The organism is Crossiella cryophila (assembly GCF_014204915.1).
GTDB classification, from domain to species: domain Bacteria; phylum Actinomycetota; class Actinomycetes; order Mycobacteriales; family Pseudonocardiaceae; genus Crossiella; species Crossiella cryophila.
Genome location: NZ_JACHMH010000001.1, coordinates 217,736 through 236,967 on the forward strand (window position 1 = coordinate 217,736; position 19,232 = coordinate 236,967).

The 19,232-nt window shown below is 70.9% G+C and carries 21 protein-coding genes; 13 read left to right on the forward strand and 8 right to left on the reverse strand.

From position 1 onward, the window contains the following. Positions 1 to 3: 3 nt before the first annotated feature. Together HNR67_RS00975 and HNR67_RS00980 are read left to right on the forward strand one after the other, a co-directional pair. Positions 4 to 774: a S1 family peptidase gene (locus HNR67_RS00975; RefSeq protein ID WP_185000114.1), complete on the forward strand. Its 771-nt coding sequence runs from the start codon at positions 4 to 6 to the stop codon at positions 772 to 774. A gap of 173 nt (positions 775 to 947) precedes the next feature. Beyond that, a complete protein-coding gene (locus tag HNR67_RS00980) occupies positions 948 to 1,586 on the forward strand; it encodes a L,D-transpeptidase (RefSeq protein ID WP_185000115.1) in 639 nt (212 codons plus the stop codon). Between the two features lie 60 nt (positions 1,587 to 1,646). On the opposite strand, the gene HNR67_RS00985 is transcribed toward HNR67_RS00980, so the two are convergent. After that, positions 1,647 to 2,642, reverse strand: coding sequence for an NAD(P)/FAD-dependent oxidoreductase (locus HNR67_RS00985; RefSeq protein WP_185000116.1), 996 nt, complete (start codon positions 2,640 to 2,642; stop codon positions 1,647 to 1,649). A gap of 99 nt (positions 2,643 to 2,741) precedes the next feature. Between HNR67_RS00985 and HNR67_RS00990 the strand changes: the two genes are divergently transcribed. Continuing rightward, entirely contained in the window at positions 2,742 to 4,139 is a 1,398-nt protein-coding gene (locus HNR67_RS00990) for a class II fumarate hydratase (protein WP_185000117.1), read from the forward strand. On the opposite strand, the gene HNR67_RS00995 is transcribed toward HNR67_RS00990, so the two are convergent. Further along, positions 4,078 to 5,004, reverse strand: a complete 927-nt coding sequence (locus tag HNR67_RS00995; protein ID WP_185000118.1) for a DMT family transporter — start codon at positions 5,002 to 5,004, stop codon at positions 4,078 to 4,080. The two genes, HNR67_RS00990 and HNR67_RS00995, sit on opposite strands and share 62 nt — an antisense overlap. A gap of 48 nt (positions 5,005 to 5,052) precedes the next feature. Between HNR67_RS00995 and pdxR the strand changes: the two genes are divergently transcribed. From pdxR to HNR67_RS01030, 7 genes are all read left to right on the forward strand, one after another. Further along, on the forward strand, positions 5,053 to 6,483 hold the full coding sequence (gene pdxR, locus HNR67_RS01000) for a MocR-like pyridoxine biosynthesis transcription factor PdxR (RefSeq protein ID WP_185000119.1): 1,431 nt from the start codon (positions 5,053 to 5,055) through the stop codon (positions 6,481 to 6,483). After that, complete coding sequence (locus tag HNR67_RS01005; protein WP_185000120.1) at positions 6,465 to 7,967, forward strand: ATP-dependent DNA ligase; 1,503 nt, start codon at positions 6,465 to 6,467, stop codon at positions 7,965 to 7,967. The genes pdxR and HNR67_RS01005 overlap by 19 nt, the downstream gene beginning before the upstream one ends. Positions 7,968 to 7,980: 13 nt before the next feature. Continuing rightward, positions 7,981 to 8,304, forward strand: a complete 324-nt coding sequence (locus tag HNR67_RS01010) for a hypothetical protein (protein WP_185000121.1) — start codon at positions 7,981 to 7,983, stop codon at positions 8,302 to 8,304. 55 nt (positions 8,305 to 8,359) lie between these two features. Then, positions 8,360 to 8,785, forward strand: coding sequence for a DoxX family protein (locus tag HNR67_RS01015; protein WP_185000122.1), 426 nt, complete (start codon positions 8,360 to 8,362; stop codon positions 8,783 to 8,785). Next, positions 8,782 to 9,102 (forward strand): DUF4288 domain-containing protein, encoded by a 321-nt coding sequence (locus tag HNR67_RS01020; RefSeq protein WP_185000123.1) that lies wholly within the window; start codon positions 8,782 to 8,784, stop codon positions 9,100 to 9,102. Before HNR67_RS01015 ends, HNR67_RS01020 begins: the two co-directional genes overlap by 4 nt. Positions 9,103 to 9,240: 138 nt before the next feature. After that, positions 9,241 to 10,080 (forward strand): NAD(P)H-binding protein, encoded by an 840-nt coding sequence (locus HNR67_RS01025; RefSeq protein ID WP_185000124.1) that lies wholly within the window; start codon positions 9,241 to 9,243, stop codon positions 10,078 to 10,080. Positions 10,081 to 10,126: 46 nt separating this feature from the next. Then, positions 10,127 to 11,566: a GuaB1 family IMP dehydrogenase-related protein gene (locus HNR67_RS01030; protein ID WP_185000125.1), complete on the forward strand. Its 1,440-nt coding sequence runs from the start codon at positions 10,127 to 10,129 to the stop codon at positions 11,564 to 11,566. Positions 11,567 to 11,667: 101 nt separating this feature from the next. On the opposite strand, the gene HNR67_RS01035 is transcribed toward HNR67_RS01030, so the two are convergent. From HNR67_RS01035 to HNR67_RS01055, 5 genes are all read right to left on the reverse strand, one after another. Further along, positions 11,668 to 11,853 carry a hypothetical protein gene (locus HNR67_RS01035; protein WP_185000126.1) on the reverse strand — a complete coding sequence of 62 codons (186 nt, stop codon included), beginning with the start codon at positions 11,851 to 11,853 and terminating at the stop codon, positions 11,668 to 11,670. Between the two features lie 145 nt (positions 11,854 to 11,998). Next, the gene (locus HNR67_RS01040; RefSeq protein WP_221490289.1) at positions 11,999 to 13,282 is read right to left on the reverse strand and encodes a PhoH family protein; all 1,284 of its coding nucleotides are present in this window, start codon (positions 13,280 to 13,282) and stop codon (positions 11,999 to 12,001) included. A gap of 397 nt (positions 13,283 to 13,679) precedes the next feature. Next, positions 13,680 to 14,576, reverse strand: a complete 897-nt coding sequence (locus HNR67_RS01045) for a PfkB family carbohydrate kinase (RefSeq protein ID WP_185000128.1) — start codon at positions 14,574 to 14,576, stop codon at positions 13,680 to 13,682. Next, positions 14,573 to 15,808, reverse strand: coding sequence for a DUF885 domain-containing protein (locus HNR67_RS01050; protein ID WP_185000129.1), 1,236 nt, complete (start codon positions 15,806 to 15,808; stop codon positions 14,573 to 14,575). The genes HNR67_RS01045 and HNR67_RS01050 overlap by 4 nt, the downstream gene beginning before the upstream one ends. A gap of 29 nt (positions 15,809 to 15,837) precedes the next feature. Further along, positions 15,838 to 16,617, reverse strand: coding sequence for an isoprenyl transferase (locus HNR67_RS01055; protein WP_185000130.1), 780 nt, complete (start codon positions 16,615 to 16,617; stop codon positions 15,838 to 15,840). Positions 16,618 to 16,657: 40 nt separating this feature from the next. Between HNR67_RS01055 and HNR67_RS01060 the strand changes: the two genes are divergently transcribed. Further along, the gene (locus tag HNR67_RS01060; RefSeq protein ID WP_185000131.1) at positions 16,658 to 17,074 is read left to right on the forward strand and encodes a CoA-binding protein; all 417 of its coding nucleotides are present in this window, start codon (positions 16,658 to 16,660) and stop codon (positions 17,072 to 17,074) included. 62 nt (positions 17,075 to 17,136) lie between these two features. Then, positions 17,137 to 17,817 carry a PAQR family membrane homeostasis protein TrhA gene (gene trhA, locus HNR67_RS01065; RefSeq protein WP_185000132.1) on the forward strand — a complete coding sequence of 227 codons (681 nt, stop codon included), beginning with the start codon at positions 17,137 to 17,139 and terminating at the stop codon, positions 17,815 to 17,817. Between the two features lie 59 nt (positions 17,818 to 17,876). Here the strand turns inward: trhA and HNR67_RS01070 are convergent, their stop codons facing one another. Then, positions 17,877 to 18,398, reverse strand: a complete 522-nt coding sequence (locus HNR67_RS01070) for a hypothetical protein (RefSeq protein WP_185000133.1) — start codon at positions 18,396 to 18,398, stop codon at positions 17,877 to 17,879. A gap of 93 nt (positions 18,399 to 18,491) precedes the next feature. Between HNR67_RS01070 and HNR67_RS01075 the strand changes: the two genes are divergently transcribed. Next, entirely contained in the window at positions 18,492 to 19,172 is a 681-nt protein-coding gene (locus HNR67_RS01075) for a hypothetical protein (RefSeq protein ID WP_312986182.1), read from the forward strand. Positions 19,173 to 19,232 lie beyond the last annotated feature (60 nt).

Consider the following 19,232-nt stretch of genomic DNA (forward strand, 5'->3'; position numbering starts at 1 on the left):
ACCGTGAGGGCACGTTCTCTGATCGTCGGAATCCTGGCCGCGGCCGCTACCGCGCTTGGCGGGCTCGCGATGCCGGCCGCCGCGGCGCCGGCGACCACCGCCGGTGACGTCGATCCGTTGATCGTCGGCGGCACGAACGCGACCGAGACCTACAGCTTCATGGTGTCCCTGCAGAGCACCTCCGGCAGCCACTTCTGTGGTGGCTCGCTGGTCAAGGCGAACTGGGTGGTGACGGCCAAGCACTGCGTGCAGGGCCGCCAGCCGTCCTCGATCCGCACCAGGATCGCCACCACCAACCGCACCACCGGTGGCGTCACCGCTGGCGTGTCCCGGATCATCAACCACCCGAGCGCCGACCTGTCCGTGCTGCAGCTGTCCAGCTCGGTGACGGTCAAGCCGATCTCCATCGCGCCGGAGTCCGGCCCGGTCGGCACCGCGACCCGCATCATCGGCTGGGGCCAGACCTGTCCCACCCGCGGCTGTGGCTCCGCGCCGATCAACCTGCAGGAACTCAACACCTCGATCGTGGCTGACAGCCGGTGCTCCGGCATCAGCGCCGCCTCGGAGATCTGCACCAACAACACCGGCGGCAACAAGGGCGCCTGCTACGGCGACTCCGGCGGCCCGCAGGTGAAGGGCACGGCGGGCAACTGGACGCTGGTCGGCGCGACCAGCCGCTCCGGCGGTGGCGCGACCTGCGCGACCGCGCCGTCGATCTACGTCGACGTGTCGTTCTACCGCTCCTGGATCAGCACGAACGTGGGCGGGCTCTGACCCCTCCGCAGCACCTGACCGAACGGCCCGCCGCCTCCTGTAGCGGCGGGCCGTTTTGTCACAGTTCGAAACGGGTAGGCCGGTAGGGCAACCTCGGGATCCCAAGTGACGTCATTGTGTGTGCTGGAGTGATTAGCCGCCCGCGATGCCGGGCGAAGAACTTGGGGTGAGCGATGCGAGGCAGGAAAAGCTCTTTGGTGCTGGCGGTGACCGCGACCTTCGGTCTGCTGCTGGCCGCGTGCGGCACGCCGGAACAGCCGCAGCTGGCCGGGAACACCGGATCGGCCACGAGCAGCAGCTCGTCGTCGAGCGCGGCCCCCGCACCGTCCACTTCGGAGCCGGCGAGCAGTCAGCCGTCCTCCTCGACCACCAAACCGGCGCCGGCCACGACCACGCCGCCCAAGCCGAAGCCCAAGCCGGAGGCGAAGAAGGACACCCCGGAACCGGTGTCGGACAACGCCACCCCGTGCAAGAACGCGGCCGCGCGGGCCTGCATCGACCTCTCCGCCAACAAGGCGTGGATCATGTCAGAGGGCAAGGTCGTGCTCGGCCCGGTGCCGATCACGCACGGCCGCAAGGGCTGGCTGACCCCGCCCGGCACCTTCAAGGTGAGCTTCAAGAACCGCAACCACAAGAGCAGCATCTTCGCCAACGCGCCGATGCCGTGGTCGGTCTTCTTCAACGGCGGCATCGCCTTCCACCAGGGCAGCCTGCGGGAGAAGTCGCACGGCTGCATCCACCTGTCGCCCTCGGCGGCGCAGCGCTTCTTCGGCCACCTGTCGGTCCACGACATCGTCCAGGTCGTGCCCTGATCACTCCACAATGGACGAACGGCCCCGGTCAGTGCGACCGGGGCCGTTCTCCGTTGTGGCTCAGGGCAGGTTGCTGGAGTGCCCTGGGAACAGGTGCGCGTCCGGGTTGAGCGCGACCGCGATGTTGTTCACCGCGGTGGCCGCCTCGCCGAAACCGGTGGCGATCAGCTTGACCTTGCCGGGGTAGTTGGCCACATCGCCGGCGGCGTAGACCAGCTCCCGGCTGGTGCGGCAGGTGCTGTCCACCTCCACCATCCGCTTCTCCAGGGTCAGGCCCCAGCTCTCCAGCGGACCGAGGTCGGCGAGGAAACCGAGCGCGGCCACCACGGCCTGGGCTGGCAGCACCTTGCGGTCACCGTCCTTGAAGGACAGTTCGACCTCGGTGATGGTCTCGCCACCGCGGATCCCGGCCACCTCGGCGTCGGTCAGGATGGCCACGCCCAGCTCGCGGACCTGCCGGACGGTCGCCTCGTGCGCGCGGAAGAGCGCCCGCCGGTGCACCAGGGTCACGCTGCGCGCGATCGGGTGCAGGGCCAGTGCCCAGTCGAAGGCGGAGTCACCGCCGCCGACCACCACCACGTCCTGGTCCCGGTGCACCTCCAGTGAGGGCACGAAATACGACAGCCCGCGCCCGGCCCAGTCCTCACCCACCGGTAGTGGCCGGGGACGGAACTCGCCCATCCCGGCGGTGATGAGGATCGCGGCCGCGCGGATCGTGCTGCCGTCGGCCAGCCCGACGTCGAACCCGCCTCCGTCCACTGTGGACAGGGTGCGGGCCTTGCGGCCCAACAGGTAGTTGGGTTTGTACTGGGCAGCCTGCTCGACCAGCGCGCTGATCAGGTCCCGGCCGCGGACCGCGGGGAAACCGGCCACGTCGAAGATCATCTTCTCCGGGTACATCGCGGTGACCTGACCACCCGGTTCGGGCAGCGAGTCCACCAGTGCGATGGACAGGTCCCGGAAGCCCGCGTAATAGGCCGCGAACAGCCCGGTTGGCCCGGCGCCGACGATCAACAGGTCTACCTCGGTATGGCTGTGCTCGGACGGTGCGCTCATCGACACCTTCTCGCTCTCTGCCAGTCCTGGGAACCCGATCCAGCGTAGGTGGTGCGCACCACGGTGCCCAGCAATGCGCAGTAAGCGCAGAATTCGGGTATGAGCGACGAGGCATTCCGGATCGAGCACGACACCATGGGCGAGGTCAGGGTGCCCGCCGACGCGCTGTGGCGGGCGCAGACCCAGCGCGCGGTGGAGAACTTCCCGATCTCCGGACGCGGCCTGGAGCGGGCCCAGATCCGGGCCCTTGGCCTGGTCAAGGCGGCCGCGGCCCGGGTCAACGGGCGGCTGGGCGTGCTCAGCCCCGAGGTGGCCGCGGCCATCGCGACCGCCGCGGACGAGGTCGCCGCCGGCGGGCACGACGCGCACTTCCCGATCGACGTCTTCCAGACCGGCTCGGGCACCTCCTCCAACATGAACGCCAACGAGGTCATCGCCACCCTGGCCACCAGGGCCCTCGGCGCCGACGTGCACCCGAACGACCACGTCAACGCCTCGCAGTCGTCCAACGACGTCTTCCCGACCACCATCCACCTCGCCGCCACCGAGGCCGTGCTGCGGGAGACCATCCCCGGCCTGGCGCACCTGGCGCAGACCCTGGAGCGGCGGGCGGCGGACTGGGCCGAGCTGGTCAAGGCCGGGCGCACGCACCTGATGGACGCGGTGCCGATCACGCTGGGCCAGCAGGTCGGCGGCTGGGCCCGGCAGGTCCGGCTGGGCGTGGACCGGCTCGACGGCACGCTGCCCCGGCTGGCCGAACTGCCCATCGGCGGCACCGCGGTCGGCACCGGCATCAACACCCCGGCCGGTTTCGGCGCGGCCGTGGTGGAGGAGCTGATCAAGTCCACCGCGCTGCCGGTGACCGAGGCGGTGGACCACTTCGAGGCCCAGGGCGCCCGCGATGGCCTGGTCGAGGTCTCCGGGCAGCTCAAGACGGTCGCGGTGAGCCTGTTCAAGATCGCCAACGACCTGCGCTGGATGGGTTCCGGCCCGCGCACCGGCCTGGGTGAGCTGCACCTGCCGGACCTGCAGCCGGGCTCCTCGATCATGCCGGGCAAGGTCAACCCGGTGATCTGCGAGGCGGCCATGATGGTGGCCGCCCAGGTGATCGGCAACGACGGCACGGTGGCCTTCGCCGGCGCGGCTGGCAACTTCGAGCTGAACGTGATGATGCCGGTGATGGCCCGCAACGTGCTGGAGTCGGCCCGGCTGCTCGCCGCGGTGGCCCGGCTGCTCGCGGACAAGGTCATCGTGGGCGCGGAACCCGATGTCGAGCGGCTGCGCGAGTACGCCGAGTCCTCGCCCTCGGTGGTCACCCCGCTCAACCGCTACATCGGCTACGAGGAGGCCGCCGCGATCGCCAAGCAGTCGCTCAAGGAGCGCAAGACCATCCGCGAGGTGGTCCTGGAACGCGGGCACGTGGACAACGGCAAGCTCACACTCGCTCAACTGGACGAGGCGCTGGACGTGCTGAAGATGGCGCACGGCGGCCGCTGACCAGCCGGGCGCGCTGACCAAGGGCACAGCCCACGGCAACGGTCAGCGCGCCCGCCACCGCGGTCATCGTCAGCGGCTGCGCGCCAAGCAGCACCGAGACCGCGAGACCGGACACCGGGATCACCCCGGCCAGCACCCCGGAACGCTCCGGGCCGACCACCGACACGCACCGGTAGTACAGGCCGAAGGCCACCGCGGTGACCAGCAGCCCGAGCACCACCAGCGCGCTCCACTCCACCGCGGTCGGCATCGGCCACGGGTCCGCGGCGAAGAACGGGCTCAGCAGCGCACTGCCCACCGCCGCGACCACACAGGCGTAGGCGGAGGTGGCGATCCCGCCGATCCGGCGCACCACCCCCACCGCGAACAGGGTGAACCCGGCCTCGCCGAGCATGGCCAGCAACGCCAGGCCCAGTCCAGGCAGCGACCAGCGCCCGCCGCCGGAGATCACCAGCACCCCGGCGAAGACCAGCCCGGCGCCCAGCACCGCGGTCAGTCGCGGCCGCCTGCCCAGCGCCAGCGGCACCACCAGCGCGATGACCAGCGGCGATCCGCCGATGATGGCCGCGACGAACCCGGGCTCGGCGTAGCGCTGGCCCTCGATGATGGCCACGTTGAAACCGACCATCCCGGTCACCGCCAGCGCGAGCAGTGCCAGCAGGTCCCGCCCGCCGACCCTGGGCAGTCCGCCGCGGCACAGCAGCCAGCCGAGCAGCACCAGCGCGCCGATGGCGTACCGGATCGCCTGCGCGGACAGCACCGGGTAGCCGCTCAGCAACCCGTTCACCGGCACCGCGCCACCCACCAGGCACAGCGCGGCGATGCCGCCGCCAATGGCCAGCGCCGGAGACTTCGAGGTGGTCATGCCGGACAGCCTGGACCGGAAAGTGGTCTGGCCATAAGCTCCACTTCAATGGCGAAGGATTGGACCACTTTGCGGGAGCTGCTGCTCCCGGCCGTGTCCGGACCGGGCGCCCGCGGCAAGGCCCTGGAGCAGGCGATCCGGGAGGCGGTGCGGGAGGGCCGGTTGCGGCCGGGTGTGCGGCTGCCCTCCAGCCGGGACCTGGCCGCCCAGCTCGGGCTGGCCAGGGGCACCGTGACCGCGAGCTACGAGCAGCTGGTGGCCGAGGGCTACCTCACCGCCCGGCACGGCTCCGGCACCCGGATCGCCGAGGCGGTCGGCGCGGCCGAGTCCCCGGCGCCCGCGCCCGAGACCGACCGGCAGTGGCGGTTCGACCTGCGGCCTGGCCTGCCCGCGCTGGGCGCCTTCCCGCGCGCGGCCTGGCTGGCCGCGACCAAGGCGGCGCTGACCGAGATGCCGGATGCCGCACTCGGCTACCCCGACCCGTGCGGCCTGGCCGAACTGCGGGCCGAGCTGGCCGGGTACCTGGGCCGGGTGCGCTCGGTGGTCACCGATCCGGCCGGGATCACCGTCACGCACGGGGCCGCCGAGGCCCTGTCACTGCTCGCCCAGGTGCTGCGGGACCGCGGCCTGCGCGAGATCGCGGTGGAGAACCCCAGCCACCACGGCCAGGCCGAACTCCTTGCCGCCCAAGGACTCCAGCCGGTCCCGGTGCCGGTGGACTGCGACGGCGTGCGGGTCGACGCGCTGGCCCGCACCGGCGTGCGCGCGGTGCTGGTCACCGCCGCGCACCAGTTCCCGCTGGGCACCGCGCTGACCGCGGCACGCAGGCACGCGCTGCTGGCCTGGGCCCGTGAGCGGGACGCGGTGGTGATCGAGGACGACTACGACGCCGAGCACCGCTACGACCGGCCCGCGGTGTGCGCCACCCAGTCCCTGGACCCGAGCCGGGTGGCCTACATCGGCAGCGTCAGCAAGATCCTCGCGCCCGCGTTGCGGCTGGGCTGGCTGGTGCTGCCAGCCGAACTGCGCGGCGCCATCGCGGACCGGAAACGCCTGCACGACCTGGGCTGCGGGCCGATCCCGCAGGCCGCGCTGGCCCGGTTCCTGCGCGAGGGCGGCTACGACCGGCACCTGCGGCGCACCCGGCTGCTCTACCGCGGCCGCCGGGACGCGCTGCTGACCGCACTGGCCGAGCACCTGCCGGACTGGCGCACCGTGGGCATCGCGGCCGGGCTGCACCTGGTGGTCCGGCTGCCCGAGGGTTTGGACGACGCGGCGCTGTCCGCCCGGCTGGCCGCGGCCGGGATCAACGCGCCCGCGCTCTCCGGCTACGCGCACCCGCCGGTGCCCGCGCCCTACCCGGGGCTGGTGCTCGGCTACGCCGCGCTCAGCCCGGACCGGCTGCGCGCGGCGGTCGGCGAGATCGCGCGGATTGTCGGTGCCGTGGCGAAGATGGAGGCATGCGCCTCGCCGAGCTAGTGCACACCTCCGCCACGGTCGCGGGCACCCGCGGGCGCAAGGCGAAGATCGAGACCCTGGCCGCCCTGCTGCGCGGTGCCACCGACGCCCGCGACGTCCGGCTGGCCACCGCCTACCTGATCGGCGTGCCACCCCAGGGCCGCACCGGCGTGGGCTGGCGGGCGCTGTCCACCCTGGACACCCCACCGGCCGCGGCATCGAACCTGACCCTGCACGCGGTGGACGACACCCTGGCGGCACTGGCCAGCACCTCCGGCAGCGGGTCGGCCCAGCGGCGCAAGGACCTGCTCACCGCGTTGTTCGCCCAGGCCGGGCAGCCCGAACAGGACTTCCTGATCCGGCTGCTCACCGGCGAACTGCGCCAGGGCGCCCTCGAAGGCGTGATGGCCGACGCGGTGGCCGCCGCCTTCGAGGTGCCCGCGGCCGTGGTGCGCCGGGCGCACATGCTGCGCGGCGACCTGGCCGCGGTGGCCGAGGCCGCCCGCGACGGTGGCGAGGCGGTGCTGAGCGAGTTCCGGTTGCAGGTCGGGCGGGCGGTCCGGCCGATGCTGGCCTCCCCGGCCGAATCCCTGGACAGCGCGCTGGCCGAGCTGGGCGAGGTCAGCGTGGAGTACAAACTGGACGGCGCCCGGATCCAGGTGCACCGCGACGGCGATGAAGTGCGCGTGTTCACCAGGACCCTGCGCGAGATCACCGCCTCCGTGCCCGAACTCGTCGAGGTGGTCCGCGGCCTGCCCTGCACCTCGGTGGTGCTCGACGGCGAGACCCTGGCGCTGACCGACGACGGCCGACCGCGCCCGTTCCAGGAGACGATGAGCCGCTTCGGCGCGACCTCCGCCCGGGAACTGTTGCTGCACCCGTATTTCTTCGACCTGCTGCACCTGGACGGCGTGGACTACCTTGACGCGCCCCTGCGCGAAAGACTGTCCACATTGGACAAACTTGCTGGCAGCCACCGCATACCGTCCACAATGGACCCAGCAGCCGCGGCAACGCTGCTCGACGACGCACTGGCCGCCGGGCACGAGGGCGTGATGGTCAAGGCGCTGGACTCCGCCTACGCCGCGGGCAGGCGCGGGAAGTCCTGGCAGAAGGTCAAACCCGTGCACACCCTGGACCTGGTGGTGCTGGCCGCGGAATGGGGGCACGGCCGCCGCACCGGCTCGCTGTCCAACCTGCACCTGGGCGCCCGCGACCCGGACGGCGGGCCGCCGGTGATGGTGGGCAAGACCTTCAAGGGCCTCACCGACGAACTGCTGGCCTGGCAGACCGCGGCCCTGCGCGAACTGGCCACCGGCACGGACGACTACACCGTGCACGTGCGGCCGGAACTGGTGGTGGAGATCGAACTGGACGGGGTGCAGGTCAGTCCGCGTTATCCCGGCGGGGTGGCACTGCGTTTCGCCAGGGTGCTGCGGTACCGGCCGGACAAGGAAGCGGCCGAGGCGGACACCATCGATTCGGTCCGGGATTTGCTGCCCTGATAGGTTGGCCGCAATGCGCAGGATTCCGGTGGTATTCGCGGTGCTCATCGCACTCGTGCTGGCCGCCGTGCCGTTCGCGCCCGCCGCCTGCCCGGTGGCACTGGCCGCGGCCAAGTCCGCTGGCCTGCACCTCAGCCAGCCCCAGCCCGTGCCGGACTGCGCAGCGGCCGAGGTAAACCCGCAGGTCAAGGCCGCCGCACCGCACAGTCCGGACAAGGTGGTCGCGGTGTTGTCCGCGCCCACCACACCGGTTCCACCCGCCCTACCCGCCCCGCCACAGGCCAGGGGCACCCCGCACGCCGTGGATCTGCACGTCCTGTCTGTCTTGCGGATTTAAACCGACCCGGTTTTCCGCAAGTACCTGACGACGCCCTTTTCCACTGGAGTGTGTGATGAAACTCGACAATTTCGCCTGGCTGCCCAATCTGTTCGCCCGCCTGACCGTCGGCTTCATGTTCGCCAGCGGGGCGGTGGGCAAACTCGGCGGACTCGGCAAGTTCACCGCCGACTTCCGCGAGTGGGGCATCCCGCTGCCCGAGATCGCCGCCCCGGCCACCGCGGTGGTCGAGCTGGTCGGCGGGCTGGCGCTGATGCTCGGCCTGGCCACCCGGATCGCCGCCCTGCTGCTGGCCGCGACCATGGTCGGCGCGCTGGTCGTGGTGGTCGCGCCGCCGCTGCTGGCCAAGTACCCGGACGCGTTCCACTTCCCGAGCTATCTCTTCTACAGCCCCGAATGGCTGTTGATCTGCCTGCTCGGCCTGCTGGCCTGCGTCGGAGCCGGGAAGGCGAGCCTGGACGGCCTACTGTCCCGGACATGACACGGTACTGCGCGGTGATCATCCTGTCCGCCCACATCGGGGACACCGCGACGCTGCACCAGGAGAACATCGTGCTGCTCGACGCCGACTCGCTCGAGTCGGCGCGGGCACGCGCGCAGGCCCACGGCCGGGCAGGCGAGCACGAGTACCGCAACGGCGACGGCGAACTGGTGGTCTGGCGGCTGACCGCGGTGGTGGACGTGGCCGAGGTGGACGACCAGGCCCTCGGCGACGGCGCCGAGGTCTACACCCGCCATTTCCGCGACTACGCCGCCTATCGCCGATTCGAGCCGCTCCTGGACGGCGAACCGCTCTGACACACACCCGCAGACAGCATAAATCGCGATCTGTCAAATAGTTCGGCCGGATTTGTTTTAGCAAAGTCCTATGTGCGTGTGGACTTCTTTTTCCTCTACGGTCGGCGGCCGAGGGAAATCGAAAGCACTGGAGGACTCATGCCAATTCTGGTGACCGGCGCGACCGGCTCGGTCGGCAGGCACGTGGTGGACGGCCTACTGGCCAGAGGGCAGCAGGTCCGGGCCACCACCAGGACCCCGGAGACGGCCGAACTGCCCGCGGCGGCCGAGGTGGTCAAGGCCGACATCACCGACCCGGACACCTTCCTGCCTGCACTGGAAGGCGTCGAGAAGCTCTACCTCTTCCCGCACTTCGAGCGCCTGGAATATTTCCTGGAGCAGGTGCGCAAGGCCGGGGTGCGCCGGATCGTCACCCTGTCCTCCTCCTCCACGGTGCAGCGGCTGCGCACCAACAAGGAGGCAGGGGACGGGCACCTGCACGTGGAACAGGCGGTGGAGGACACCGGTCTGGAATGGACACACCTGCGCCCGGGAATGTTCGCCGGGAACACCGGCGAATGGGCGGAGAGCATCAAGTTGAACGGCCTGGCCTATGGCGCCTATCCGCAGGCCAGGATGGTGCCCATTCACGAACGGGATATCGCCGAGGTCGGTATCGCGGCATTGCTGGAGGACGGCCACGCTTATGCCAGATACAACCTGACCGGCCCGGAGGCACTTACCAGGGTCGAACAAGTGGAGATCATCGGCGAGGTGCTGGGCCGGGAGCTGAAGTTCGTCGAGCAGACCCCGGCCGAGGCGGTGGCCTTCTTCCTGGCGCAGGGCTGGCCGGAGGACGTCATCACCATGATCGAGGGCTACCGGGCCGAGGCCACCCAGCGGGCGGACGAGGTCAGCGACGCCACCGAGCGGGTGCTGGGCCGTCCAGGGCTGACCTACCGCCAGTGGGTCCAGGATCACGCCGACTGGTTCCAGTGAGCTGATCCCCGTCCAGGTCGCGCGCGAATCCGTATCCTGGACTCTCGTGCGCTTCCTGGACGGGGTCAGCCCCGGATACGACCTGACCTACGACGACGTCTTCCTGGTGCCCCGCCGCTCCGGCATCACCTCAAGGTTCGACGTCGACCTGTCCACTGTGGACGGATCGGGCGCCACGATCCCGATCGTGGTGGCCAACATGACCGCGGTGGCGGGCCGCCGGATGGCCGAGACCATCGCCCGGCGCGGCGGGATCACCGTGCTGCCCCAGGACGTGGCCCCGGAGGCGGTCGCCGAGATCGTCTCCTGGGTCAAGGGCAGGCACCCGGTGTGGGACACCCCGCTGGTGGTGGAGGCCGGGGCGGCCGTTGCCGACGCGCTGAACCTGCTGCACAAGCGGGCGCACGGCGCGGTCGTGGTGGTCGACGCCCATGGCGCGCCGCTGGGCGTGGTGGACGAGGCCGCCTGCACCGGGGTGGACCGCTTCGCGCGGGTCGAGGACGTGCTCAACGAGGACCTGCTGGTGCTGCCGCTGACCGCGCAGCCGCGGGAGGTCTTCGAGCGGCTGCACGGCCGCCCGGCCAAGGTGGCGCTGGCCGTGGACGGCGCGGGCAGGCTGGCCGGCGTGCTGACCGAGGTCGGCGCGCTGCGCGCGGACATCTACCGCCCGGCCCTTGACGAGCTGGGCAGGCTGCGGGTGGCCGCGGCCATCGGGGTCAACGGCGATGTGGCCGCCAAGGCCGCCGAACTGCTGGCCGCCGGGGTGGACACGCTGGTCGTGGACACCGCGCACGGCCACCAGGACAAGATGCTGACCGCGCTGAAGGCGGTGCGCGCGCTGAACCCCGCGGTGCCGCTGGTGGCGGGCAACGTGGTCACCGCCGAGGGCACCAGGGACCTGATCGAGGCCGGTGCGGACATCGTCAAGGTCGGCGTCGGCCCCGGCGCGATGTGCACCACCCGGATGATGACCGGGGTGGGCCGCCCGCAGTTCTCCGCGGTGGCCGAATGCGCCGAGGAGGCCCGCAAGTACGGCAAGCACGTGTGGGCCGACGGCGGTGTCCGGCACCCCAGGGACGTCGCGCTCGCGCTGGCCGCGGGCGCCGCCTCGGTGATGATCGGCTCCTGGTTCGCAGGCACCTACGAGTCGCCGGGCGACCTGCACCACGACGAGCAGGGCAGGCTGTACAAGGAGTCCTTCGGCATGGCCTCCAAGCGCGCGGTCAGCGCGCGCACCCGCACCGACTCGGCCTTCGACCGGGCCCGCAAGGGCCTGTTCGAGGAGGGCATCTCCAGCTCCCGGATGCGGCTGGACCCGGTGCGCCCCGGGGTGGAGGACCTGCTGGACGCGATCTGCTCCGGCGTGCGCTCCTCCTGCACCTACGCGGGCGCGACCACGGTGACCGAGTTCCACCAGCGCGCGCTGCTGGGCGTGCAGTCCGCGGCGGGCTTCGCCGAGGGCAGGCCGCTGCCGACCGGCTGGTAGCCGAATTTGGTACACGAAAACGGACCCCATGCCTCCCCCCGAAGGAGGCATGGGGCCCGTGGGTGGCGGGCCGCCCCGAGCGGCCCTGTTGGTTCCTACCCTCAGACGGTGACCGGACCCGCGGCGCGAACCACGGGCTGCACCCCGGTGTGCTCTTCCGGCCCCCGAGCCGGCTTGGCGAGCTTGACCGTCCGGCCCGTGCCGGAGACGACGACCGGGAGCAGCATGAGCAGCACCACGAGCACGCTCAGCACGGCTCCGGTCCAGGTCAGCACCATCTCGATCATCGGTTCTCCTCGGGCTCGCTGTGTTGTGAACCCAGCTTCGCCCAGGACCGGGGACCGGCGGATCGGCACTACGGCCACTGTGCACCCGGCCGATCGGCCACCCTGCTCAGCCGATCGGCCGATCGGCTGAGCAGGGGCGCGACGATCAGCTCAGGTAGTCGCCCTCCAGCATCTCGGTGACCAGGGCCGCGATCGGGGAGCGTTCCGAGCGGGTGAGGGTGACATGCGCGAACAGCGGATGCCCCTTCAGCTTCTCGATCACCGCGGCGATGCCGTCATGCCTGCCGACCCGCAGGTTGTCCCGCTGCGCCACGTCGTGGGTCAGCACCACCCTGGAACCGGTGCCCAGCCGCGAGAGCACGGTGAGCAGCACGTTGCGCTCCAGCGACTGCGCCTCGTCCACGATCACGAACGAGTCGTGCAGCGACCGCCCTCGGATGTGGGTCAGCGGCAGCACCTCCAGCATGCCGCGGTCGAGCACCTCGTCGATGACGTCCTTGCTGACCATCGCGCCCAGGGTGTCGAACACGGCCTGGGCCCAGGGCATCATCTTCTCGTTCTCGCTGCCCGGCAGGTACCCGAGTTCCTGCCCGCCGACGGCGTAGACCGGCCGGAAGACCACCACCTTGCGGTGCAGTCGCCGCTCCATCACGGCTTCCAGCCCGGCGCACAGCGCCAGCGCGGACTTGCCGGTGCCCGCTCGCCCGCCGAGCGAGACGATGCCGACCTCGGGGTCCAGCAACAGATCCAGCGCGATCCGCTGCTCGGCCGAGCGGCCGTGCAGCCCGAATGCCTCCCGGTCGCCGCGGACCAGCCGCACCCGCTTGTCCGGGGTGACCCTGGCCAGCGCGCTCGCGGTGCCGGCCAGCAGGCGCAACCCGGTGTGGCAGGGCAGATCCCTTGCCTCGTCCAGGTCGACCACGCTCTCCTTGTAGAGCGTGTCCACGATGTGCGGGCCGACCTCCAGGTCAGCCGTGCCGGTCCAGCCGGACGGGGTGACGTCCTGGGCCCGGTACTCATCGGCCGCCAGACCCACCGCGCTGGCCTTGACCCGCAGCGGCATGTCCTTGGTGACCAGGGTGACCTGGTTGTTCTCCGCCGCCAGGTTCAACGCGCAGGCGAGGATCCTGGCGTCGTTGGAATCGGTGCGGAATCCGGAGGGCAAGACCTCCGGGTCCGAGTGGTTCAGCTCCACATGGAGGGTGCCGCCGTCCTCGCCGATCGGAACTGGCGAGTCCAACCTCCCGTGCAGGACGCGGAGGTCATCGAGCAAGCGCAGTGCCTCGCGAGCGAACCAGCCCAGCTCCGGGTGGTGTCGTTTCCCCTCCAGCTCGCTGATCACCACGAGCGGCAGCACCACCTGGTGCTCCGCGAACCGGGTGATCGCCCAGGGGTCGGACAGCAGCACCGAGGTGTCCAGCACGTACAAACAGCCCTTGTTGGCTGTCGCACGGCGGGCACCGCTGCGGGAGGAACGGGTCGAGGACTGTGCTGGGGACCGTCGTGCGCTCACGGCAACTCCCTCACGAACGCGGCACCCGCGTTCGGTGCTCGGTGGGCCAGGCACTACCCTGCGGGTCGGTGTTCCCACGCCGATGGCTTCGGCGCCGGGAACACGCGGCCTCGAGGGCCGGGTGCCGGCCCCCGCGTGCGCGTCAACGTCACGACCAGGGCCTCCCTGGACGAGTCGATCGGGTCGACCCGTCATTGGCAAGCTACCTGCGGGCACTGACAATCGGCACGAAGCCACACAGGTGATTTGTTTAATTGTCACCGCAACGCTACGTACTGCACACATACCGCGACCGCGAGCAGCGATGATGTCCTTATTGTCGGATTTTCGTCACTCTCGGTACGTGTTCCAGCCAGTCCCGCGGCCCGATGCTCCGCACCCGGATCGCCGCCACCGCCGCCGCGAAGTCCAGGTGCCGGACGAACTCCGCCGGGTCCCAGCCGCTGTGCGCGACCGAGGCCGCGAACGCACCGTGGAAGGCGTCGCCAGCCCCCAGCGTGTCCCGCACCGGCACCCGCGGCACGGCCAGCTCGCCGGTCCCGTGCTCGCGGTCCCAGTAGGCGATCGGCTCGCCACCACGGGTCATCGCGCCGGTGCGGGTGATCCGCCGGAGTCCGGCGACGGTGCCCTCGCGACTGTCCTGACCTGGTAGTCGGTAGTCGCCGGAGCAGATCACCACGGTGGCCGCGGCCAGCAGCTCGTCGTGGTGCGGGCGGTGGCGACCGGCGTCGAAGACCACCGGTGCGCTGCCCCGGACGGCGGCCGCGGCCAGGGCCGGATGGTGGCCGTCGATGAGCACCGCGTCGGCATCGGCGAGCAGCTCGGGCAGGTCGGCCGGCGGCTGGGCGGTGACGCCACCGGCGTCGGTGGAGACGATGCTGCGGTCCCCGGTCCGCTCGTGCACGGTGATCGCGGAGACCGCGGGCGAGTCGTGCCGGTCCGGCGTGCAGTCACGCACGGTTATGCCGAAACCAGCCAGTTCCTGATGCACGAGACGTGCCAACGGGTGATCTCCGAGTGCGGTCAGGAGAGTGACGGCCGATCCGGCCACCGCGGCGGTAACCGCGGCGTTACATGCCGGACCACCTGCGGCAATGTCCTGTCGATGTGCCGTGACCTTTTCGTTGCCCGCCGGGAATCGCGGCACCCGGTGCAGCAGGTCGACGGTGGCCAGTCCAACGCAGAGCAGGCGGCCGCGGACCGGGTTCATCCGACCCGCGGCACGGCCGGGATGTCCGCGGCGATCTCGGCGCGCACCCCCGCCGGGATCAACGGCTCGTCCAGCAACCGGTGGTACCGCTGGGCCACGGTCTGGCCGGAGGGCCGGGCGTTCAGCCAGGTCCGCAGCAGCCGGTACCCCTCGACGTAGGTGGTGGTGTAGGCCCGCCACAACGGATCGGACAGGAACCGGATCATCTGCCGGGCCCGCGCGTCCGTGCACAGCAGCCAGCGGCGCAGGAACATGGCCACCTCGTCCACGTCCGCGCCGCGGTCGTGCAGCATCAGCGCGGCGTCCTGGCGCACACTGGCCAGCTTGCCGAGCGCGCCTTCCATCCGCTCCTGCTGCTCGCCCTCCATCCGCAGCCCCAGATCGCCGACGATCTCCTGGGTCCACCGGCCCCAGCCGGCGCCGATCACCGCGTGCAGGCCCAGATCGGCGAGTCCCTCGGCCATCAGGCACTGCGGGGTGTTGACCAGGAAGATGGTCTGCTCGGCCTGGCCCAGCTTGTCCACCAGCCCGGATTCCTTGCGGCAGTGCTCGGTGTGGTGGCCCGGATAGGACTCGTGCGCGACCAGGTGCGGCAGGTTGGCCATCCGGTGGCCCAGATCGGCGTTGATGGCGACCTTGGAGTGGTAGCCGCCGAGGTAGTAGTTGAAGCCGCTCCAGGGTTTGTCCGTGACGATCTCGTACTCGACCAGCTCCTGCTCCGGCAGGCCGAAGGTACCGCGAACGGTGTCCCGCAACGCGCTGGAGAGGGCGTGCACCACCGTTGCCAGCTTCTCCGGCGGCACCAGGTCCCGGCCGCGGAAGGTGTTCAGCCGGGTCTCCAGCGAGGACTCACCGGGCAGCAGCGCGGACAGCTCGGCGTGCGCGGCCCGGTACTCGTCCTGGTCGCCGGGGGTGATGCGGACCTGGAAGTAGGACTCGACCTCCGTGACGAAGGAGACCGCCTCCCCGGCCAGCTTGCGGCCGGAGCACTCCAGCGCGATCAGGTGCGAGTCCAGGAAGGCGATGCGTTCCGGCGCCAGGTTGATGCCCGGCAGCTCGGCCCGCAGTTCCCTCGCCCTGGCCGCCAGCGCGGCGGGGTCGGGCCGGGGTTCGTCGCCGACCTGCCTGCGCAGCAACGGATCGCCGGTGTAGGCGTCGACGAAACCGTCGACCAGGCGGTCGAAGCGCAGGCCGAGCAACAGGTACTCGCGTACGAGCTGGTGTCCCTCCACCGCGCGGACCCTACGCCAGCGCGGCCGGACTACGAGCCGAAACGCCGGTGCCGGACCGCGTAGGCGCGCAGCGCGCGCAGGAAGTCGATGCGGCGGAACTCCGGCCAGTACGCCTCGCAGAACCAGAACTCCGAGTGCGCGGACTGCCAGAGCAGGAAACCGGAGAGGCGCTGTTCGCCGGAGGTGCGGATGAGCAGGTCCGGGTCGGGCTGGCCGGAGGTGTAGAGGTGTTCGGCGATGTGGTCGACATCGAGCACCTCGGCCAGTTCCTCGATGGTGGTGCCGGCCTCGGCGTGCTGCAGCAACAGTTTGCGCACCGCGTCGGCGATCTCCCGGCGGCCGCCGTAGCCGACCGCGACGTTGACCTCCATGCCCTTGCGGTCCCTGGTGCGCAGGGCGGCGGCGGAGAGCCGGGCCGCGGTCTCGGTGGGCAGCAGGTCCAGCGCGCCCACTATCCGCACCCGCAGGCCGGTGGCGGGTTCGGTCAGCTCGTCCACCACGCCGGCGATGATCTCCAGCAGGGGGTGCAGCTCCTCCGGCGGGCGATCCAGGTTGTCGGTGGAGAGCAGCCACAGGGTGACCACCTCGACACCGACCTCACGGCACCAGCCGAGCATCTGCTCGATCTTCATCGCGCCGATCCGGTGCCCGTCGTTGACGTCGGCGAACCCGGCTTCCTTGGCCCATCTGCGATTGCCGTCCAGAATCACCCCGACGTGGCGGGGATGTTCCATCCCGACCATGCCGCGGCGCAGTCGCCATTCGTAGCCGATTTCGAGAAGGTCGCGGACCCGCTGACGTACACCCACGTCCGCGCAGCGTACGCCGACACCCGGGCACACTGTTCGTGTGCACCCCCAGTGGCAGGACCCCGAGGTGATCGCGCGACTCGTGCGCACCGCCCGCACCGTGGCCGTGGTCGGCGTCAGCGCGCGACCGGACCGGCCGAGTCACCAGATCGCGCACTACCTGCACCGGCAGGGAATCCGGGTGTTCCCGGTGAACCCGGCGCTGCAGGAGGTGTTCGGTCTCCAGGTCTACCCGGACCTGGCCGCGGTGCCCGAGCACATCGACATCGTGGACGTCTTCCGCCGCTCCGAGGTGGTGGCGCCGGTGGCCGAGCAGGCGATCGCGGTGCAAGCGGGCGCGCTGTGGCTGCAACTGGGCATCGAGGACGAAGCCTCCTGTGCCAAGGCCGCGGCGGCCGGACTGGACGTGGTGGTGAACCGCTGCCTGATGGTCGACCACCGCGACCGCACCGGCTGAGCGCGTGTGGACCTGACCACAACATAACCGGTGCGTAACCTACGGTGCCGTAACCTTGACAGGTGCCAGCTGCGACCCTCCCGCCCACTGCCCCGGCCCAGTACGACAAGCCGTTGATGCGTGGCCGGATCCACCAGTGGTCGTTCTTCATCTCGCTGGTCGCCGGCGCCACCCTGATCGCGATGGCCGCCAGCACGGTCTCCGCCCGCGCCGCCCTCGCCACCTCGATCTACACGGTGACCATCCTGGGCCTGTTCGGCATCAGCGCGCTCTACCACCGGCGCACCTGGCTGACCGAGGGCGCACTGCGCTGGATGCGCCGCCTGGACCACTCGATGATCTTCCTGTTCATCGCGGGCACCTACACCCCGTTCTGCCTGCTGGCGATGGATCCGGGGCTGGGCAACGTGATCCTGGCCGTGGTCTGGGGCGGCGCGCTGGCAGGCGTGACGCTGAAACTGGCCTGGCCGGAGGCCCCGCGCTGGCTGGGCGTGCCGATCTACATCGCACTGGGCTGGGTCGCGGTCTTCGTCCTGCCCGAACTCGGCGCCCGCGGCGGCGTGACCGCCCTGGTGCTGCTGCTGGTCGGCGGCCTGTTCTACACCGTGGGCGGGATCATGTACGGCATCCGCAGGCCCAACCCGTGGCCGAAGGTCTTCGGCTTCCACGAGTTCTTCCACGCCGCCACCGCACTGGCCGCGCTGAGCCACTACATCGCGGTCTGGCTGGTGCTCTACCCCTGATGCCTGCCGGGGTGCGGGCGCCCGCCGCCTGCCCGCACCCCGGCAACCTCTTCCGGTGACTACAGCCCAGGGCCCTTCGCGCGCAGCTCGTCCACCTTGGTCATCGCCTCGCGCAGCTCGCCCAGCCACTCGTCCGCGTGCTTGCCGACCAGCCGCACCGCCCAGGCCAGTGCCTCCGAGCGGGAGCGGGCCACGCCCGCGTCCACCAGGGTGTCCAGGATCAGGCGTTCTGGCTGGCGGAGGCGGGTCATGACCGGGACGGACAGGCGGGTGAAGCGTTCCTCGGTGCCGCCCAGGCGGGCCGCCCAGGCGACCTTGCGGCCGTAGCGGTGCTCGGCCTGGCGGGCGATGTCGATGCGTTCCTCGCGGGTCTGCTCGCGCCAGCGGGCGATCCGGCCCGCCTCGGCGGCGGCGCGTTCGGCGTCGTCGGTGTACTCGCCGTCCAGGGCCGGGAGTTCGCCCAGGATGGTGATCTCCTCGCGGTCGACGATGACCTCGGGGGCGCTGGTGAACCAGCCGTCGGGGAGTCTCCCGGCGAACCAGCCTGCTGCTTCCTTGCCACTCTCGTATCGGTGCCCCATGGCTTGCTCCTCTTGTCCTCGTTGCTCTGATTACATGCTTACACCCCTTACAACACGGTTGGCGAGTACTTCGTTTCGCGGTCGCGTTCGCCCGTGGAGAACAGCGAAGATGAGGTCATGGGGTCGGACTGGGACTGGGAGATGCACCACGCCGTGCCGTGGACGCCTGCCCGGATCGAGCGGATGCTGGGGCTGTTCGCCGACGGCGGCTGGCGGCTCGCGCCGCGCCTGCACCCGCTGTGCCCCGAGGACGGTCCGGAGGACGGACTCCGGGAGGTCGGCCGGGCGGAACTGGTCATCGGGCTGGCCGAGGCACGCTGGGGCATCTCGCTGTGGGACGCCGAGGAAGACTCGGTCTTCCTGCACACCAGCCCCACCTCGGTGCGCGTGAACCTCTCCGGTGGGAACTGGCGTGAGCCCCGGCCCGAGGCGGACGGGTACCGGCTGCGGCACCGGGGGCTGACCGAGTTGTGGGTGGAGCTGGGTGAGCGGTTCGACGGGTTGTTCGGGCGGGTCGAGGACGAGTGGTCGCTGGAGCAGGTGTGGTCGCTGCTGCCCGATCCCCTCGGGGACGATGTGCCGCCGCCCGGTCAGTGGCCGCACCGGCTGGGCTGGTGGACCTACTTCAACGCCGAGCGCGCCGACCTGCTGCCCAACCCGCCTGCCGGGCTGCGGCTGACCCCGAGCGGGGCGGTGCTGGCGCTGCTGGACGATCCGGCGGCGGTGGACGCGCTGGAGTTCGAGCGCATTCACCTGGGCATGCTGGCCCGCTGAGGAAATTCGATCAAGGAATTGTTGGTCATTCAACTTGATGACCGGCCGGTAACCCGATGG

Excerpts from the sequence above, each read along its gene's own strand:
- HNR67_RS01010 (WP_185000121.1), top strand. The coding sequence starts at position 7,981 with ATGCGCAGGATTCCGGTGGTATTCGCGGTGCTCATCGCACTCGTGCTG.
- pdxR (WP_185000119.1), top strand. The coding sequence starts at position 5,053 with ATGGCGAAGGATTGGACCACTTTGCGGGAGCTGCTGCTCCCGGCCGTG.
- HNR67_RS00985 (WP_185000116.1), bottom strand. The coding sequence starts at position 2,642 with ATGAGCGCACCGTCCGAGCACAGCCATACCGAGGTAGACCTGTTGATC.
- HNR67_RS00980 (WP_185000115.1), top strand. The coding sequence starts at position 948 with ATGCGAGGCAGGAAAAGCTCTTTGGTGCTGGCGGTGACCGCGACCTTC.
- HNR67_RS00995 (WP_185000118.1), bottom strand. The coding sequence starts at position 5,004 with ATGACCACCTCGAAGTCTCCGGCGCTGGCCATTGGCGGCGGCATCGCC.
- HNR67_RS01005 (WP_185000120.1), top strand. The coding sequence starts at position 6,465 with ATGCGCCTCGCCGAGCTAGTGCACACCTCCGCCACGGTCGCGGGCACC.
- HNR67_RS01035 (WP_185000126.1), bottom strand. The coding sequence starts at position 11,853 with ATGATCGAGATGGTGCTGACCTGGACCGGAGCCGTGCTGAGCGTGCTC.
- HNR67_RS01020 (WP_185000123.1), top strand. The coding sequence starts at position 8,782 with ATGACACGGTACTGCGCGGTGATCATCCTGTCCGCCCACATCGGGGAC.
- HNR67_RS01045 (WP_185000128.1), bottom strand. The coding sequence starts at position 14,576 with ATGAACCCGGTCCGCGGCCGCCTGCTCTGCGTTGGACTGGCCACCGTC.
- HNR67_RS01015 (WP_185000122.1), top strand. The coding sequence starts at position 8,360 with ATGAAACTCGACAATTTCGCCTGGCTGCCCAATCTGTTCGCCCGCCTG.
- HNR67_RS00990 (WP_185000117.1), top strand. The coding sequence starts at position 2,742 with ATGAGCGACGAGGCATTCCGGATCGAGCACGACACCATGGGCGAGGTC.
- HNR67_RS01025 (WP_185000124.1), top strand. The coding sequence starts at position 9,241 with ATGCCAATTCTGGTGACCGGCGCGACCGGCTCGGTCGGCAGGCACGTG.
- HNR67_RS01070 (WP_185000133.1), bottom strand. The coding sequence starts at position 18,398 with ATGGGGCACCGATACGAGAGTGGCAAGGAAGCAGCAGGCTGGTTCGCC.